Consider the following 17,792-nt stretch of genomic DNA (forward strand, 5'->3'; position numbering starts at 1 on the left):
GAGTGATAACAGATTGCTGTGTTTCGATTTGTTATATATTTGTGGATAAATAATATATTACTATGAAGAAGAATTGGATGTATGGCAGTGTGATGGCTGTTTTATTTGCCTCGTTGGCAAGTGGATGCGGTGAATCCCGGCAGACTGTTGAGTTTCGCGGAATCTGTGTCGATGATTTACACGGTGAGAATGGGCTCTATAATCCTGGAAGAGGATTCCGGCTGGAGACAGCGGTAGATGTACTGCATGAGAAGGATAGCCCTCCTAAAGAGCTGGTAGAATTGTCGGAGAAATATGTGGAAGATAGTGTTTCACTGGCTCAAAGCTATTTTTATCTTACCTATTTAATAGGTGAGAAACTATCGGAGGAAAATTTCCGACCATGCAGACGTATTTTGATGAATTACAGAAGCAGGGAAAGAAAGCCGTATTGCGTTTTGCTTATGAAAGAGATTTCATGGGAAGAGCTGCCGTTGGTCCCACCGGCGAACAGATTTTGGAACATCTGGACCAGTTGAAACCTTTCCTGGAAAAGAATAAAGATTTGATTCTGGTGGTACAAGCCGGAATGATTGGTGCATGGGGCGAATGGCATAGTTCTATTCAGGGGCTTGAGAACTCGGAAGAGACAAAGGCTGCGGTATTGGAAAAATTACTGTCAGTAGTGCCCGAAGGCAGAAATGTGCAGGTGAGACTTCCGGAATTTAAAAACCTGTTGAAAGATAAACCGGAACTGTATAAAAGACTTTCATTCCACGATGATTTTATCGTCATACGACCTGATAGATGGGATGCCGACATGCACGAAGGGACTTCCAAATTCGATCAGATTGTAGCAGAATCTCCTTATCTCGTAGTGGACGGAGAACTCCCCTGGGGATTCTGGAGTGTAGGAGCCGATCCCGACAGTCCGTCTGCCGGATGGATTATTGACGGACTGCAAGCAGCGAGACGTTTGTTCCTCCAGCATTACACTTCCTTGAGCGTTATCCATAATTATAAGGAACAGCATCCTAATAACAGATTTGATGAGAATAATCCTCCCGAATACTCCATGATTGTCTGGAAGAAGACAATGATAACGGAAGATTCTCTTCGCCAGCATCTCATGCCTGTGTCCGACAGCTATTTCCGGAAACAGGACGGAACGAAAGTGAAACGCAATATGTTCGATTATATACGCGATCATCTAGGTTATCGTATAGAATTGCAATCCCTTCAATTACCGAATTATCTGCAAGCTGGAAAAGAAAACCGACTGAATCTGAACCTGGTGAACAGAGGTTTTGCCACTGTCTTTGGAGAACATCCTGTCTACTTCGTGTTGATTGATGATAAAGGAAAAGTCACAGAGTTCCTGACGGAAACCAACCCGTTGGATTGGCAACCTTTCCAACCGGGTGATATATTATGTAAACCATTGACACATTCTGTAGAACAAGTTGTTCAATTACCCGGTTCAATGGCTGCCGGAGAGTATAAACTAGGTTTGTGGATACCTGATGGTTCAGATCGATTGAAGTATAATCCCCGTTATGCTATCCGTTGTGCGAATGGGAATACTACCTGGTGGACATCTGACGATGGAAAATATGGTGTCAATATACTGACAACTGTGGAGGTGAAATAAATATCAGAATTTAATTGGCTAGTGGGAATAAAAGGCTTCCGGTGTTACTGCCGGAAGCCTTTTTCTATTTTTATGTATTATAAATTAATACTACCGTGTATGCCACATAACAAAGTATCATAATCCCTCCTTCGATTCTTGTAATTGTTCTCTTGGCAAAAAACAGTCCGAATAACCAAAGCAGAATACCGGAACCTACTAATGTAAACAGGTCAAAATTGGTGATTCCACTAAGATGGAGAGGAGTGATGCTCGCGCTGCATCCCAGTACAAAGAATATATTGAAGAGGTTACTACCAATCACATTTCCAATGGCAATTTCCGGATTTTTCTTTAATGCGGCAACGATAGACGTAGCCAGTTCCGGAAGAGAAGTCCCTCCTGCAACCAGTGTCAGTCCGATAATCGATTCGCTGACACCCAGGTTGCGGGCGATGCCCGTGGCACCGTCGACAAACAACTGCCCTCCATAAATAAGGGCGGCCAAGCCTCCGATGATGTAAAGAATGGATTGCCACCAAGGCAGTGATTTGATTTCTGTTTCCTCTTCTATGACCGGATGTTCTGCCTGTTGTTCCGTTGTAACCGGCTTGGAAGCGATGGCAAAAGTGTAGCCCATGAAAATGACAAAGAAGCAAAGCAACAACAAGCCGTCTACTCTGTTCAGGATATTCTCCGGAGCTTTATCCAAAAATACATCATTGGCACAAATCAGCAAGACAATAGAAGAAAGTATGCAGAGCGGAATCTCTTTTCTAAGTGTATTGCGGGTGATGACAATCGGGGCGAATAATGCCGTGCAGCCTACAATCATCAATGTATTGAAAATGTTACTTCCCACCACGTTGCCTATGGCAATATCCGCGCTTCCTTTGAGAGCAGAAGATACACTGACCGTCAGTTCCGGGGCAGAAGTACCGAATGCAACGATGGTAAGTCCGATCACGATGGGAGGGATGCGGAAACGCTTGGCTACCGAGGCGGCACCGTCTGTTAATCCGTTAGCTCCTAGAAGAATGAGGATTAATCCCCCGATAAGTAATAATATATTCATGCTTTTTCTCTTTTAGTGGCAAAGATAATCAATTTGGAAATGGTAATGTCAAAAACAATCCGTATGTTTGCTCTGTTTTTTATGAAAAGTTAGATTAACCTTAATTATAATCAAGGGATATAAGGTATGGAAATAAATAAAATAAAACGGTCGTTACTGGTGTTGTTCCTTTCTTTTCTGGCAATCGGGGCGCAGGCACAGTTGGAACAGGCGGTTAAGAAGATATTTGCCGGAGATACAATAACGAACGGACATGTTCCTTTGAAACGGGATTCGGACTCTATCCATCTGGCTGATATGCGGAAATCGTTGGAAGAAGCCCGGCTCAATGAAGCGAATATGCGGATGGAAATGGAGCAGATGAAGCTCCAGATGGCTACTGCCGATTCCGTCAAGTATGTACAGCAGCGACAGCGTATTGACTCTCTGCGTCAGTTCACTAAGGGAATACCGGTAGTGGCGGACGGTGATACCTTATTCTACCTTTTCACCAAACGAGGCGGATATACTCCTCAGCAACGTGCCCAAATGACCGGTGCAGCGATTGAAGAGATAGGAAGACGCTTTAATCTACAACCCGATTCTGTGGCTATCGACCATTCGGACATTGTTTCCGATTTGATGTACGGCAGCAAAGTCCTGCTTTCTCTTACCGATCAGGATGCTTTGTGGGAAGGAGTTTCCCGTGATTCGTTAGCTAAGGAAAGACAGCAGAACGTCATTACCAAACTGCATGAGATGAAAGCGGAGCACGGACTTTGGCGGATGGCAAAGCGTGTGCTCTATTTTGTGTTGGTAATTGTGGGACAGTATTTCCTGTTCCGCTTGACCAATTGGTTGTTCCGTAAACTGAAAGCGCGTATCCTGTGCCTGAAAGATACGAAGATAAAACCGGTATCCATCCAGGGGTATGAATTGCTGGATGCGCAGAAACAGGCGAACCTGTTGGTATTCCTGTCCAGTATCGGGCGGTATATATTGATGGGATTGCAACTACTGTTTACCGTACCGTTGATTTTCATCATCTTCCCCCAGACGGAAGGACTGGCATACCAACTGTTAGGATATATATGGAATCCGATTCGCGGTATCTTTGTGGGTATTATCGACTATGTGCCCAAATTGTTTACTATCATCGTTATCTGGTATGCCGTGAAATACTTGGTACGTCTCGTCTTGTATCTGGCACGTGAGGTGGAAGCAGGACGGCTCAAAATCAACGGCTTCTACCCGGACTGGGCGATGCCGACTTTCCATATCGCTCGTTTCCTGCTCTATGCATTTATGATTGCGATGATTTATCCTTATCTCCCGGGTTCCGATTCCGGAGTGTTCCAAGGTATTTCGGTATTTGTCGGATTGATTGTTTCGCTCGGATCAAGTACGGTTATTGGTAATATCATCGCTGGATTGGTTATCACTTATATGCGTCCGTTTAAGATGGGTGACCGGATCAAATTGAATGATACCACCGGAGATATCATTGAAAAGACTCCTCTAGTGACACGTATTCGGACTCCTAAAAATGAGGTTGTGACTGTTCCCAATTCATTTATCATGTCGTCTCATACGGTAAACTACAGTACTTCGGCACGTGAATATGGACTGATTATTCACTCGGAAGTATCTATCGGTTATGATATTCCCTGGCGACAGGTTAATCAGATACTGATTGATGCTGCGTTGAATACTCCCGGAGTGGTGGATGATCCGCGTCCGTTTGTGTTAGAGACTTCTTTGAGCGACTGGTATCCGGTCTATCAAATTAATGCTTATATCAAACAGGCAGATAAAATGGCACAGATTTATTCGGATTTGCATCAGAATATTCAGGATAAATTTAATGAAGTCGGCATTGAAATTATGTCGCCGCACTATATGGCTGTACGGGATGGAAATGAGACAACCACTCCCAAAGAGTATCAGAAAAGTAACAATCCTTCCAATAAGGCGGGAGAAGAAAGTAAATCTGAATAGTTATTACTGTCGCCGCCATTATTGCTGTTGTGTTGTATAATGAATATCAAAACGTCCGTTAGTCAGACGTTTGCCGTTGCCGAAGGTTGCACTGATAATATTCAATTCTGGGTCGAAATGGCTTATAAAAGCTGTTCCGTCTTCCAGTTCTTCTCCTCTGAACCGTATATCGGTGAGAGTTGCTTCTTTGCCTTCCTGGGGAGATAAAATGATGAAGTGTATGTTGATGTCAGGTTTGACGGAAACATTGACGGATAGTTTGTCCTCCTCCGGATAGTAGTGGAATGAATCATACGTCCAGACATACGAGTGCCCCCAATTCAGGTATCGTCCTCCCACATAAATCCATCCGTCCATCAGACAGCCAAAGGTGTTGGCACCTGTAGTGGTGGCAGAAGGTAAAACTGTGATGTCAATCGATTCATCTTCCGTACAGCTCCAAAAGCTGATGATGGAAAAAAGAATGAGTATATATTTCTTCATAGTGCTTTTTTTAGTGAATGTTAGAAGTAATAGGATAATCCCGTAGTGAAATTTATTCGTGTGAGGTTGGTATCATCATTGCCATCGAGTTTTACAATAACCCTTTCTCCGTGATAGTGGGTTCTCATTCTAAGCAGTTCGCTATACATATATTGTACTCCTAAACTGACTCCCAGATTGGGATTCAGCTTATAGGTAAGATTGGCATTGGTCAGGAGACCAATAGTGAAGGCTTTCACTTTCCGTGTTTTGCCGAACACCTCACTGTTGTTCCGTAGAATGACTCCACCGGGACCAGTTGTTACACGGATTTGCCAATGTTTGGTGTTAGCATTACACATTCCGATTTGAGTACCAATGAAATGAACCTATAAATGGTCCTTCCCTTCCGGATGACTTCCTTTGGAAGAAAATCCGGAGTAGATTCCTCCAAAGACAAAACGTTTGAGAGGGCGGAAATTATATTGTCCATCCCAGCTTACGCCTTGTGCGAGTGTACGTTGGTAACTATGGGTACTTAACGTGAGTGTAGGAGGGTGATGGAACATAACACCGTAGCCCGCGTGAAAAGAGAACTCGTGTCGCTCAAAATCTCTCTGTGAGAAAAGTGGAGTGTGACAGGACAAGGTGAATGCGATTAGTAATAGAATGGCTTTTATGAGTGTTTGATTCATCTGGATTAGTTTAGATTGTGTTTCTTTTTTGCAAAAATAGAAAATAGTTCAGACTTTCTCACAGTGAATCAGAACTTTTTGCCCATTATTTAATGTACTGGCAAATAAGTAGGTATCTCCTCCTTCAGCCAAATGGATTCGTTTGCGGAGTTCGGCTACTGTGGCGGGGAAGTTACGGACAGTTACATTTGCTTTTTTCAGGTCTGCCAGATTCTCCTTTACTTCTTTTTTATTGAAACTGCACTGGTTGACAATACGGAATATTCTTCCGGGGAAGTTTTCAATGAAAGTATCGGAAGTATAAAGATGGCTATTGGGATGCAGTTTGCGGACAGGGTAAGCTGCTGCAATGCTACGGAAAGCACCGGCTTTCAGAAGGGAGGCATTCGGTTCGTAAAGATAGGTTTCTAAAGAATCCGTATATGTACATTCACTGCATTGCTCCTGTTCGCGGGTGAATACAAAGTGTTGTTCTTCTTGAGTCCCTTTCGTGGAGAGGTTCACGCAATGAATGGAGATTTCTGTCGGTGATGTTTGTCCGAGTAGGATAAGTAGTTCCTTACATTCGTTGTTGACAGACAGAATGTGAACTTCCTGTGTCTGTTTCAACTCCTTCAGTGCCAATGAAAGATCGAGCATGGGGGAGAGTTTTATCATTACCCGGTTGGCTTTTTGAAGTAAAAGCTCTTCCAGTTCGGCTACGTTTGGTTCGCAGTCGGAGATGGCAACCGTTTTTCCGCCGTGCTCATTGCGACGCGCGGGGTCGAGGAAAAGGCAGTCTACGGGGGACATTGCTTGCAGGTAGGTTACTCCATCTTCGTTTTTTATGTTTATATGGTTTAGATTCAGTACGGGAAAGTTATGTGCTGCTATTTCGCAGAGTTCTTCCTGACGTTCTACGTAAGTGGCGGATTTGAATCCGGTGGCAAGAAAAGAACAGTCAATGCCGAATCCGCCGGTGAGGTCGGTCAGAGAATCTCCCTGCAAAAGACGTGCTTTGTAGCGGGCGGTGATTTCTGAAGAGCATTGTTCCAGCGACAGATGTTTCGGATACCATATCTTTTCTATTTCCCACCATGAGGGAATCTTTTCGGCTGCTACCTTCCTTCCTGCAATTTGGGTGATGGCAGTTGGCATATCTATATCCGGGTACTTTTTAGCTTGTAAAGCCAGCACACGTACATCGTCCGATGAATGTTCGCGAATAAAAAGTTGGGTTTCAGGAGAGATTTGCATCATGGTGTTATTGTGTTATAGGATATTACAATGAATCGTCGAGCTCTGATTATGGGGTTGTTGAGTGTCGGTTATGGTATTAACTTATACTTCTGTTTGGCTACGTCCCGGCTGCAAAAATTGAAATGCCACCATTCGCTGGGTAATGCACGGAATCCGGCCTCTTTCATCACTTTTCGTAGCAGTAACCGGTTCTGACGCTCTGTTTCACTCATTTTTCCATTATGTACCAATCCGATCTCGTCTGTGATGTGTGCTTCCATGCCTAAGTGGTCTACTTTGGTTCCCATCGGCAGGGGTTGTCCCAGAGAGTCTTGGATGCTGATGTCTACTGCCAGTCCGTAGTTGTGTAACCCGCCTCCACGGTTGGGGTTGGAGACATATTTATATTTGGACGTTCCTTCCACTACGTTCCACATCTTTTTCTGTACCGACATGGGACGTGCCGCATCGTAAATGATAAGACTATAAGACGGGTGTAGTTTCTTTAAGGCTTTTTGTGCTTCTATCAGAGCGTATGCCGCATCCGGATGCAGGTAGGCTTCCGTTAAGTTGTCGTAAAGCACTTCGCCTGTGAAATTATCAGCCTGTGTATACATCAGTTTTACAACGAGACTGCTATCCAGGTCAGCTATATTGACGAGTCCTAATGAGTCCATGTAGAGAGCCATTTCGCTTCGTTCCGGTGGTGAGATGATGGAACATTCTTCGCATGGTTGTATATCCTCCGTCGTTTGTTCGTATTCCATGAGGGGAGTGCTCTCCTTTTCCTTATGGCTGGAAAAGAAGGAGCATCCTGTCAGCAGTAAACAGAAAATAGCTAAACTATATTTTAGAATAATCATTCAACCTTTTGTATTTAGTGTGCCAAAGATACTTCTTTTTGGCTTTAGCTCCAATAAGCTACCTCTCTTACCGTTGGATATTAGCTACTGCTTTCTTCAGATTGGCCACTCCTTTCCATGCGTCAAGCAGGTGCAAAACGTGTTCGTCTTCGGCTTTGCTGTGGTTGATGGATAACAGCTCTGCATATATTTCTAGTAATTTCTTTAAGTCTTTGACAGGCTTTTCTGGAAGTCCGGTCAACATTGCCACGATTAGTTTCTCCAATTCCCGGTTATGCAGCGGACTGACGTTTATCATTTGTTGCTGTATCAGGTCAGTGAGTCTTTTCAGCGGTCCCCAGCCGGTATGTTGATGCGAACCTAAGATACTGCCTATGCGTCCACTGTCTATGGAGCCTTGACCTACACGCTCTATCCAGATTTCGGCTGCATAGGAACGGGAAGTTTTATCGGCTACCAGCATGCAAGTGGCTTCCAGCAGGTAAGACACTTCGTGCCATGTATGCCTTAACTGATGAAGCGCTTCAATAGCAGCTTGGGTGATACCTGCTTCCCTTACCTCATTTAACGTCGGGGCGTATATGGCACTGCGGATGCACCATACCAATAGTGGCTCCGGTATATTGGGAGTTAACCATGCCAAACGTGGTAAGTCGTTCTGTATGTCGTCAAAACGTTCTATCTGTGGGTACATTTCAACCAGTAACGGATGCGGATCGTATGAATAGTAACTGACTCTTTCATTATATTTGTCTTTATTGATGACATGAGAGTTCTCGCTTTCCGGAATATCGAAAGTAAGAGTTGAACAAATCCATTCTACCGTTTTCTTGTTATAATCCGTGTACGAGTCAGTATACTGATAGGTTCTCCATTTAAAGTTTCCAGTCAGAAATTCACGTGGACTTTTATTATAGGAGAAATCTTTAAATTCAGCATAGATTGTTTCCGGTGATTTCATTAATCCTGCCATCATCCACCAGGAAGGATGATTGAAAGGTGCTTGGGGAAGTACGTCTTTTTCTCCCAGCAAAAAAGTGAGCAGGTGCCGGTATTCTCCTTTCAAACTTCGGAGGAGCAGAGGAAGCTCTTGCGACGAACTTTCCAGTGCCACTCGTGAAAGTGCTGTTTGCATATCCATATCGTCCGGTTCGGCATTTGCCTGCTGATATTGTTTTAACCTTTCTATCAGGGTTTCCGGAGCGATAAACATCGGTGTATGAGTGGGAGTGGACAATAGGGGCAAAGGTTTCTCCTTGCTTTCCAGAAGGTCTAATGTCCGGCATAACAGTTGCTTATGAACGGGGAACTTTATTTTTTTGTTCGTCTTTTCACGAATGGTGAGTTTTTGTAGATTACGATACCCCCATTTGCCTTTTTGAAGTTCGTCTTTTTGTACCATTTTCAGATGTAAGTTGTTTAACTCTTGGGCTTCTTCAGGGAAACGTTTAATCAGCAGTTTGGCATAGTCAAGGAGGAAGGTGGCCATTAACTGGTCTAATATACCATTTCGGGAACTTCCTCCGCTCATCAGCAATTTGTAGGCACGTTGGAGAATAGGGGTCCATTGAGAGATTTGTTTTGCTTCCTGTTGCCAGTCCCATTTCACTAAGGCTCCGAGTAACAGGTCGAAGTGATAGATCTCGTTCACGTCGAGCACTTGGCTGGCTAGAAATATCAGGTCTTCAGTGGAAGTGATTTCCTGTATCCGGTTGTCTTCACGGATGATAGGGAGTATTGGCTCATACGTGAAAGAGGCGGAATCTTCCGGCTCATTATTCTCCAAATACGCTTTCAGCTCCTTTTTAGTATTAGCCAACATGGTTTCCGTATATATGGAAAGTATCTCTTTTAATGTAGTAGATGCCGTCTCTCCATACGTCTGAATAAGTTTGACTATCTTACTTTGGGTGGATTCTTCCCGGCTCATCAGTCCTTGTGCGGCTGCACAACAGATAGTGTCGCGATGTTCTTTTCTTTCTTTTGCCAGCTTATGGAGTATTGCCAGTGTGTTTTGGTGAATCGCTTTCACGTCCGAAGCAAAAAGCACGGAAGTCTGACTTAGAAACTCTTCAACCTGGAATTGTGGGTGAGTGCATAAGTTCTTCAGCAGTCCGAGTATGATATTTACCGGACGGCTGTGAGGGGCGGGCAGAACGGCAAATATTTCCGGTTGTAGTGTCAGTTGTTCTTCTGTGCTGGGGTTAAGTGCGGTAAACATGCCTGCAAACCAACTACTTAGGTTTTTGTTCAGATTCCGGTTGACGGCAAGCAGAGATTCTTTTAATACACGCATACGATCTAGTTGACCGTGTTCTACGAAGTATCTGAAAGAGAAATAAGGCTGTCCGCTTGTACGATTATCCGTCCAGTTTTGTCCGCAATCGTATTGGAACAGATACCAGATATGTTCTTTGAGTGTGATTGCCCGCTTTTGCAGGAAATCGGTATTGTTCATGTAGTTCACCAGATAACCGGCGATGGTTTGCGGAGAGGGTGTTAGGGTGAGTACTCCCTGTTCTATCCAATCCATCAGAGTTTCGTAATTCATTCCATAGAAACCGCCGAATTCCCTGCTTTCACCCTCTTTGAAGAAACTGTCGAGCCAGGAAGGAATATACCACGGAATCAATTCGTTCAGCTGTTCTGTATAGATTCCCCATTCGTGTTTGCGGAATTCTTTTAGCGAATAGATGACGAGGGCGGTAAGATTGATGATACGATGCTGTTCGGGAGTTCCGCGTGTACCGTATGTGTTCTCGTTAAGTTGCACGAATTTATTGTAGTGTTCTTCCAATTTGTTAAGGCAGGGAACAAGCGTTTTTCGTTCTTCCTGCGTTAATCCTTGCAGAAAAGGGATGATGGCATCGCCTTGTCCTTTTTCTACTATCTCGTTGAGGCGTTCTTCTATGGTCATAATCATGAATTTGTTATAGGTTGTTGAGTGAAGTCGTCACTTTTTTCAGGTTGCTGTTTGTGCCCCATTCTTGTAGGCGTTGCAGGATTTGTTCGTCTGTAACCTTGCTGTGGTTGATGGTCAATAGCTCCAGATAAAGTTCGAGCAGTTGTTTGAGTCCGGTAACGGGTTTGTCTGGCAATCCGCCTATAAATTCTGTGAGCAGTGCTTCCAGTTGCTGGTTGTGGAAAGTACTTCGTTTGTACATGCTTTCGTACACTTGTGTGGTGAAGCGTTTTAGCGGAGCAAGTTCCATCTGGATGAGGCGGGCCAGGATTTCTCCTACCCGGTGATTGTTTATTCTTCCTGTGGATATTCCTTCTACCCATAATTCGGCTGCATAGGAACGGACTGTTTTGTCTACAAAAAGCAGCGAACCACTTAGTAGGAGCAAACTCATCTCTTTGAGCGGGCAGTGGAAAGACAACAACATGCGCAAGGCACAGGCGAGGGTGCGTTTGCTGTCTTCCTGCGGAGTGCCGAAAGTCATGTAACAAGTGATAATTTGGGCTATCAATGGTTCCGGGCGGTTGGGGAAACAGCATAGCAGAGGTTCCATGTAACGGGAATCATCCATGTTATATTTACTGTTGATAATCGGATGTTCCTGCCATAACTGGTGGCTGTTGTATTCAGTATATGTATGCCATTTGTAGAACTCGAGTTGGAGCAGACGCCTGTCAGTTTCGTATGATTTCTCTTTGGGTTTCACCTCTTTCCACTCGTAGTCTCCTGTCAGATAGTTGTGTGGTAATGTGTTACAGGCGAAAGATTTGAATGCTTCGAATTCCGTCTCCGGTGCTTTTACCAGTCCGGCGGCCATCCAGGCGGTTGGATGATTGTAGGGCGGTTCGGGTAGCGTGTTTTCATCCAACAGGAACAGAAAGAGATGCAGGTATTCATCTTGCAACAGTTGCCGGGCGGTGGCGATGGCTTCTTCTTTGTCTTCCATAGCACATCGGGCAATAGCTAGCTGGAAATCCCATGGACAGGGTTTCGTTTCTGCTTTCTGATATACGGCAAGCCGGCGTACCAGTTCGGTAGCCTGTACGTATGCCGGGGTATGGGTGGGAGTAGAAAGTAGGGGGAAGGCATTGCCTCCTTTTATTTTACGGATCACATTTAGCCATAAATGTTTGATGGGTGTGAAACAGGTTGCGTTGCTGTAGCCGGGTTTCCAGTCGGCAAGTCGTTTGAAAGAGCGCTCGTCATAAGCTCCTCTGTTTTCATCTATTCCTTTCAGCCTTTCTTCCAGTCGGGTGAACATATTTCTCAAAAATCCTGTGTTGGAGGTATCTTTCTGTGCCCATAAGCGTTGATATTCCAGTAGGAAGGTAGCGAGAAGATCTTCGTATGGCTCCCAGCTATTGGCAACGATAGTGGCAGCCCGTTGGAAAACAGGTTCCATCCGGTTGAGATCTTCTTTGTCCAATTGGGGATGGAAGGCAATGATGGCGGCAATGGTTGTTTCTATCTCCCAACTTTCCTCCATATCGAACAAACGACTAAGCTGGAACAGGAAATCTTCTTTGTTGGCGGGGAAGGGAATAAAGTTGTCTTCCCTGCAGATGTATACCGTTTCTCCCACACTTGCATCAGGCTCATGGGGTTCTTCTGTAGGCTGCGGCGTGAAAGAAGAGAGTATCGCATGCACGCTTTGAAACATCTCCGGTTGATAAGATTGCAGTGTTTCCTGGAGATTGGATGAAGAGGCGTCTCCATATTTTGATATAAAATTAGCGGCTTTCTTTTGAAGGCTTTCGTCTTTCTTCAAGAAGAGTTGGCAGAGAGTGATGCAGCAGGGCTCTTTCATCTCGGGATGTTGTGCGACGATCTTTTCAAAGAGGGCGTAAATGGTAAGCAGCGAGTTTTTGGGGCTGGAGAAGAAAAGGGTGGTTGCACGTTCGATGAATTCCTGATAACGGAATCCTTCTTCGGATGCAATATTTTTCAACTGTTGCAACATCACGTTCACCGGTTTGGTATAGGAAGAGGTGAATATTTGCATCATTTCTTCTTGCAAGGATAACAGTTCTCCGGTAGTTGGTTGCAGAGTTTCGAAGAATCCGGCAAACCATCCTGCCATATCTTTTTTGAAACTCCGGTGGAAGGTGGCGAGTGTGGCTTTTAATAGGCGTTCTCTATCCAGATGGCCGTCCAGCGAAAAGCGGTAGAGAGCGGCACTGATACTTTCATCCCGTGCGGTAACTCCTTTTTTATAAGCCTCTTTGGCGCAATCATCTTGATAGCCGATGGACGATTCGTATTCGAAAATCGTCCAGATATGTTCTTTCAGGGTGATGTCCCGCTTGAGTAATAACTCACTGTTGAAAGTATCGTTTCCTTTAGGTTCCTTATTTCTGATGCGGGTAATCCAGGGGAGTACATGTGCAATGCGGCTTGGAGCAATTTCTTTGAGGTATCCCATATCCATGAGCTGCATCAGCTGTTCGTAATTGAGATTGAAATTAAACCAAGTTTTGTCATCATTGATAAAATCAGTCAGCCAGGTGGGGTAGTAGAGCGGGAGTAGTTTGCAAAGCATATCAAACTTCACATGATATGCCATATCCATCTCCCGTTTGTTGGCGCAGACAAACTGGACAGCAGATAGAAAATGTGCCCGTGCCGCACTGCAGGTTGTCTCACTACTGAAACCGGCAAACTTACTTTTTATCCATTGTAAATCCCGGATAACCGGCAGCAGCTTCCGCCTTTCTTTCATTGGTAACTCCAGTAATCTCTTGACAAAAGGGATTAATATCTTCTCTTCATTCTCCGGAGTATCCACATAAGCCTTGGATAATTTCTCGAGTTCTTTTTTTAGTTCTTCCATTGTACTAGTTTCTTTACTGCCAGAATATGTTTGCAAGCTCCCCGTTCTCCCTGATTGCTGCTGAACCAGGTGCAAGTGCAACGCTCCTTCTCACTCTCTCTGTCGAGAATGACCGTATGCCTGACACCTCCACTTCCTGCCACGCGTGCTTCTGTCCGTTTCTCGTCATTCGATATGATTTCTACTTTTTCTTCTTCCAATAGTTTTTCTGCAGCTATCATTCGAGGATTGAGACTTAAAATACGTTCGGTTTTGAAAGGCAGGCGACGGTAGAAGAAGCTGTTTTCATCCAAATCGAATCCCAATAACCCCATGGCTGCCAGCCGTGCCGCGAGAGAATCTACCTTATCCAGGTCAATATGTTCCTCTATGGCAAAAAGAGTGGGGTTGAACTGTTGGTTGGCATAACTGTATTTGTCCATTGCCTCTATCCATCTTTCGGGGACATCTTCGAGCAGAGATTCCAGTGCGGCGCCTTCTCCGGAAAATCCTCTCCAACATTCGCGGGAAAGAGAAAGGCTGAAGCGTACCGGACCGAAATAAAGTTGCCAAATGGTAGATTGCATGGTGGGATGCGCAAAGACTTTCAGCTCATCGGCAAATGGAAGCAAGGGCTCGAGCAGACGTAAGCGATGAAGTCCTCCAATGCAGACGGCATTCATGCTTTTCACCGGTGAAAAGGCGGGTTTTTGACCGCGCATCACTAAATAATAGTCGCATTTCACACTACTTTTCGGAAGAGTCTGGAAGAGTTGTAAGGTTTGTATGCGATTGAAGGAGTAGAGCTGTTCCGCAACGGATTGATAAATCTGTACCGTAGTCAGCCCTTTTATCCATTTCACGGGAAGAGGTACTTTTCGTTCTATTACTTTCTCACCTTTATGATAAAGTCCCACCTCTTTGGGACCGACCGACATTACCATATTCTCCTGTCTGCCTATTCCTCCTAAGGCAGAAATCATTCCGGGATTAAAATCTACGTTTGTTGTCCCGTTTTCCAGAAATTCTCCGTCGTGTCCGTCAGGAAGCACGTCGACTCTGGCATATACACCTGCACAATTAGAGAATCCTTCAAAACGCAGGCGGTCATTTCCTGCGGTTACAATCGGATCTTTCAGCATGGAAAGCTGTGACGGTGTCAGATTAAAACTGGACTGCACAACATTGGATAATGCGATGAGGCAGCGTGCTGTCATGTAGGGTTGTGTCAACTTTCCCCAAAAGAAACAGGGTGTTTCTTTCTTTTCTATTTCGCTGTATTTGGCAAGAAACAGTTCGTCCTGATCGGCTGACCGTTGCAGTGCGGAAGGAGCTGCATATTGGTAAGAGATGGTATCAGTCATAGATAGTAAATCTGAATTTGGTTGTATATTCTCCAAATATAGAAATTAATTCTTAGTGAAAAAAAGAAGTAGGAGAATTTACATCGCTTTGGAATACTGATATTATAAAATATCGTCAAATGAAGCATTTATGCCTCTTTTGGCAGCAAATATTAAATACAATTCTTTATAGTCAGGCACAATTTTTTATACATAAAACAACTATTATTTATAACTATTCTTAATTTCTACGTTCCTTTTTGCCGGAAAATAATACTTTTGTTCCCATAATTAGAATGTTTTAGTAACAGATTCTAAATTAAGTCTTATGAATTTTTAAAGATGAAAAAGACAGCTGTTTGTGAAAATCGCTAATATTGTTTGTTTTGTTTGTGTTATCCCATTTTGAGTCAGGTGTGACTTCAAAATGGGATTTTCGCTATAAGGACAGTCTCAAAACCACCTGAATACTATCAGAAATGACCTAAATTCTATCAACTGATAGATTTTCCCCTAAACAATGTTTGTTCTTCACCTGCCACATTTGTTGAAAACGCGTAAACTTGCAACATCGAAATGATGATAACGAATACTCACAATTTAAAAATAACGTATATGAAAAGTTTAAGCTTCAGGAAAGATCTGATAGGAGTACAGGATGAATTACTCCGTTTTGCATATAAACTGACAACCGATCGTGAAGAAGCAAACGATTTGTTACAGGAAACCTCATTAAAAGCATTGGATAACGAAGACAAATATACCCCCGACACAAATTTCAAAGGATGGATGTATACTATAATGCGGAACATCTTTATTAATAATTACCGCAAAATAGTGCGCGATCAGACATTTGTCGATCAGACTGAAAACCTCTATCACCTTAACCTGCCACAAGATTCAGGTTTTGAAAGTACGGAAAGAGCTTACGATTTAAAAGAAATGCATCGCGTAGTCAATGCTCTGCCGAAAGAATACAGAGTTCCGTTTGCTATGCATGTTTCAGGATTCAAGTACCGTGAGATTGCAGAAAAGCTGAATCTTCCGTTAGGTACTGTAAAGAGCCGCATATTCTTTACCCGTCAGAAATTGCAGGAAGAATTAAAGGACTTCCGCTAAACGTTTACTATCAATTTTCAGTTGGTATCAATAGGTATAGGGCAAAAGGATCTCGTTTCCTTTTGCCTTTTTTATTTTATGTGTTGGAGGTTTGTATTTGTTATGGGAATTTTTTCAGTAACTTTGTCACTGTTTAATTGACTGCTCTGACTTATCAGTCAAGGATAGTCGATTTGCTTCTCTAAATTGTCGAAGAATGAATAAAGATATAAATGTTATGATAAAAGCGATCATGCTCGATGTGGATGGAACATTGGTAAGTTTTGAAACTCATAAAGTGTTGCCATCCTCTGTTGATGCCCTTAGGAAGATTCATGACGGTGGAATTCGAATAGTCATTGCTACCGGTAGAGCGGCAGGCGACCTTCATGAAATAGCTGATGTTCCGTATGACGGAATTATTGCATTGAATGGTGCCGACTGTGTTTTGCGGGATGGCACCGTGATAAGAAAGCACCTTATTCCGAAAGATGATTTTAAGAAAGCCATGGAAATAGCAAAGACCTTTGATTTTGCAGTCGCTATTGAATTGGATGAAGGTGTGTTTGTTAATCGTCTGACTCCGACTGTCGAACAGATTGCTAAAATCGTGGAACACCCTATCCCGACCGTTGTAGACATTGAAAACCTGTTTGAAAAGAAAGAGTGTTGTCAGCTTTGTTTTTATATCGATGATGTGATGGAACAAAAAGTGATGTCGTTTCTGCCTAATCTTTCCTTGTCGCGCTGGCATCCTTTATTTGCTGACGTAAATGTGGCAGGAATAAGTAAAGCAACCGGCCTTTCGGTATTTGCTGATTATTATGGGATCGGAATGACGGAAATAATGGCTTGCGGCGATGGTGGTAATGATATTCCTATGTTGAAAGTTGCCGGAATCGGAGTGGCTATGGGAAATGCATCGGAGATAGTCAAGGCTTCAGCCAATTTTGTTACTGATACGGTGGAGAATGACGGGCTTTGTAAAGCGCTGAAACATTTTGGAATTATTTAATATTGGGTACTCTATAGCTTAATATTATAGGTGTTATTCCCCTATTGCTTATTCTTCGCCATTTCTGCTTTGTCCGTTGCTGTTGTTTTTACCTGTTTGGGAACAATTAGTTATCTTTTATTCTAGTTGGAGGATGGCTATAAAAAGGAAAAATTCCTGCAAGTGAAGCACTTGCAGGAATTTTTCAGTGGACCAGCCTGGGCTTGAACCAGGGACCTCCAGATTATGAGTCTGTTGCTCTAACCAACTGAGCTACAAGTCCGATGTATCCTTTGTTGGATGCGATGACAAAAGTAGTATTTTCCCTCGAATTATGCAAATCCTTTTGATAAAAAACTACGATACTTTATTTTTAGAACTTATATTTGCGCTTCGGGTTCTTGGGGAACCATCCTTTTTGTACCCGTTCTTCCTGTTCGAAGACCTCTTTAATCGTCCAGAAGGAAGAAAATGCAAACACGCCAAGCAAAGAAGATAAAATCACATTATCGATGCTTAATGAGGCGACCACACCGGCTATGCCGAGTACCAGGAATATCCACCAACATTTTGTACCCCAATAGTATTCGGCCTTTACCACGACGGGGTGAAAAAGGCCGATAATCAAAAAGGTACATATTCCGATGAATAACCCCGCAAGGTGATATTCATTTAGAAATTCCATCA

Annotated in this window: 11 protein-coding genes, 1 tRNA gene and 2 pseudogenes; 4 read left to right on the plus strand and 10 right to left on the minus strand. The window is 43.6% G+C overall.

Annotated features, from left to right (window positions below):
• The first annotated feature begins 62 nt into the window (after positions 1 to 62).
• A pseudogene (locus DXA54_RS03220) lies at positions 63 to 1,630 on the plus strand (DUF4832 domain-containing protein).
• A gap of 70 nt (positions 1,631 to 1,700) precedes the next feature.
• Here DXA54_RS03220 and DXA54_RS03225 read toward each other — a convergent pair.
• Positions 1,701 to 2,684 (minus strand): calcium/sodium antiporter, encoded by a 984-nt coding sequence (locus tag DXA54_RS03225; RefSeq protein ID WP_117512175.1) that lies wholly within the window; start codon positions 2,682 to 2,684, stop codon positions 1,701 to 1,703.
• 126 nt (positions 2,685 to 2,810) lie between these two features.
• Here DXA54_RS03225 and DXA54_RS03230 point away from each other — a divergent pair, with 126 nt between their 5' ends.
• A complete protein-coding gene (locus DXA54_RS03230; RefSeq protein WP_120078972.1) occupies positions 2,811 to 4,661 on the plus strand; it encodes a mechanosensitive ion channel family protein in 1,851 nt (616 codons plus the stop codon).
• Between the two features lie 18 nt (positions 4,662 to 4,679).
• Here DXA54_RS03230 and DXA54_RS03235 read toward each other — a convergent pair whose 3' ends face one another.
• The 7 genes and pseudogenes from DXA54_RS03235 to DXA54_RS03265 form a co-directional block, all read right to left on the minus strand.
• On the minus strand, positions 4,680 to 5,144 hold the full coding sequence (locus tag DXA54_RS03235; RefSeq protein WP_008775248.1) for a hypothetical protein: 465 nt from the start codon (positions 5,142 to 5,144) through the stop codon (positions 4,680 to 4,682).
• A 20-nt stretch (positions 5,145 to 5,164) separates the two neighbouring features.
• A pseudogene (locus DXA54_RS03240) lies at positions 5,165 to 5,818 on the minus strand (hypothetical protein).
• A 48-nt stretch (positions 5,819 to 5,866) separates the two neighbouring features.
• Entirely contained in the window at positions 5,867 to 7,057 is a 1,191-nt protein-coding gene (locus DXA54_RS03245) for a THUMP-like domain-containing protein (RefSeq protein WP_165863215.1), read from the minus strand.
• A 68-nt stretch (positions 7,058 to 7,125) separates the two neighbouring features.
• Positions 7,126 to 7,899, minus strand: coding sequence for a M15 family metallopeptidase (locus DXA54_RS03250; protein WP_117512177.1), 774 nt, complete (start codon positions 7,897 to 7,899; stop codon positions 7,126 to 7,128).
• 67 nt (positions 7,900 to 7,966) lie between these two features.
• Complete coding sequence (locus DXA54_RS03255) at positions 7,967 to 10,816, minus strand: DUF6493 family protein (protein ID WP_120078997.1); 2,850 nt, start codon at positions 10,814 to 10,816, stop codon at positions 7,967 to 7,969.
• Between the two features lie 13 nt (positions 10,817 to 10,829).
• A complete protein-coding gene (locus DXA54_RS03260; protein WP_120078973.1) occupies positions 10,830 to 13,691 on the minus strand; it encodes a DUF6493 family protein in 2,862 nt (953 codons plus the stop codon).
• The gene (locus DXA54_RS03265) at positions 13,679 to 15,034 is read right to left on the minus strand and encodes an SWIM zinc finger family protein (protein WP_004302599.1); all 1,356 of its coding nucleotides are present in this window, start codon (positions 15,032 to 15,034) and stop codon (positions 13,679 to 13,681) included. The genes DXA54_RS03260 and DXA54_RS03265 overlap by 13 nt, the downstream gene beginning before the upstream one ends.
• Positions 15,035 to 15,628: 594 nt before the next feature.
• Here DXA54_RS03265 and DXA54_RS03270 point away from each other — a divergent pair.
• Together DXA54_RS03270 and DXA54_RS03275 are read left to right on the plus strand one after the other, a co-directional pair.
• A complete protein-coding gene (locus DXA54_RS03270; protein ID WP_004302598.1) occupies positions 15,629 to 16,132 on the plus strand; it encodes an RNA polymerase sigma factor in 504 nt (167 codons plus the stop codon).
• 217 nt (positions 16,133 to 16,349) lie between these two features.
• The gene (locus tag DXA54_RS03275) at positions 16,350 to 17,126 is read left to right on the plus strand and encodes a Cof-type HAD-IIB family hydrolase (RefSeq protein WP_120078974.1); all 777 of its coding nucleotides are present in this window, start codon (positions 16,350 to 16,352) and stop codon (positions 17,124 to 17,126) included.
• A 188-nt stretch (positions 17,127 to 17,314) separates the two neighbouring features.
• Here the strand turns inward: DXA54_RS03275 and DXA54_RS03280 are convergent.
• Positions 17,315 to 17,388 (minus strand) — tRNA-Ile (locus DXA54_RS03280).
• Positions 17,389 to 17,478: 90 nt separating this feature from the next.
• On the minus strand, positions 17,479 to 17,790 hold the full coding sequence (locus tag DXA54_RS03285) for a DUF4491 family protein (protein ID WP_004302581.1): 312 nt from the start codon (positions 17,788 to 17,790) through the stop codon (positions 17,479 to 17,481).
• Positions 17,791 to 17,792 lie beyond the last annotated feature (2 nt).

The organism is Bacteroides sp. OF03-11BH, assembly GCF_003604005.1.
In the GTDB taxonomy this organism is placed as follows: Bacteria; Bacteroidota; Bacteroidia; order Bacteroidales; family Bacteroidaceae; genus Bacteroides; species Bacteroides ovatus.

Coding starts and splice junctions, on each gene's coding strand:
- DXA54_RS03225 (WP_117512175.1), bottom strand. CDS start 2,684: ATGAATATATTATTACTTATCGGGGGATTAATCCTCATTCTTCTAGGA.
- DXA54_RS03230 (WP_120078972.1), top strand. CDS start 2,811: ATGGAAATAAATAAAATAAAACGGTCGTTACTGGTGTTGTTCCTTTCT.
- DXA54_RS03235 (WP_008775248.1), bottom strand. CDS start 5,144: ATGAAGAAATATATACTCATTCTTTTTTCCATCATCAGCTTTTGGAGC.
- DXA54_RS03245 (WP_165863215.1), bottom strand. CDS start 7,057: ATGATGCAAATCTCTCCTGAAACCCAACTTTTTATTCGCGAACATTCA.
- DXA54_RS03250 (WP_117512177.1), bottom strand. CDS start 7,899: ATGATTATTCTAAAATATAGTTTAGCTATTTTCTGTTTACTGCTGACA.
- DXA54_RS03255 (WP_120078997.1), bottom strand. CDS start 10,816: ATGACCATAGAAGAACGCCTCAACGAGATAGTAGAAAAAGGACAAGGC.
- DXA54_RS03260 (WP_120078973.1), bottom strand. CDS start 13,691: ATGGAAGAACTAAAAAAAGAACTCGAGAAATTATCCAAGGCTTATGTG.
- DXA54_RS03265 (WP_004302599.1), bottom strand. CDS start 15,034: ATGACTGATACCATCTCTTACCAATATGCAGCTCCTTCCGCACTGCAA.
- DXA54_RS03270 (WP_004302598.1), top strand. CDS start 15,629: ATGAAAAGTTTAAGCTTCAGGAAAGATCTGATAGGAGTACAGGATGAA.
- DXA54_RS03275 (WP_120078974.1), top strand. CDS start 16,350: ATGATAAAAGCGATCATGCTCGATGTGGATGGAACATTGGTAAGTTTT.
- DXA54_RS03285 (WP_004302581.1), bottom strand. CDS start 17,790: ATGGAATTTCTAAATGAATATCACCTTGCGGGGTTATTCATCGGAATA.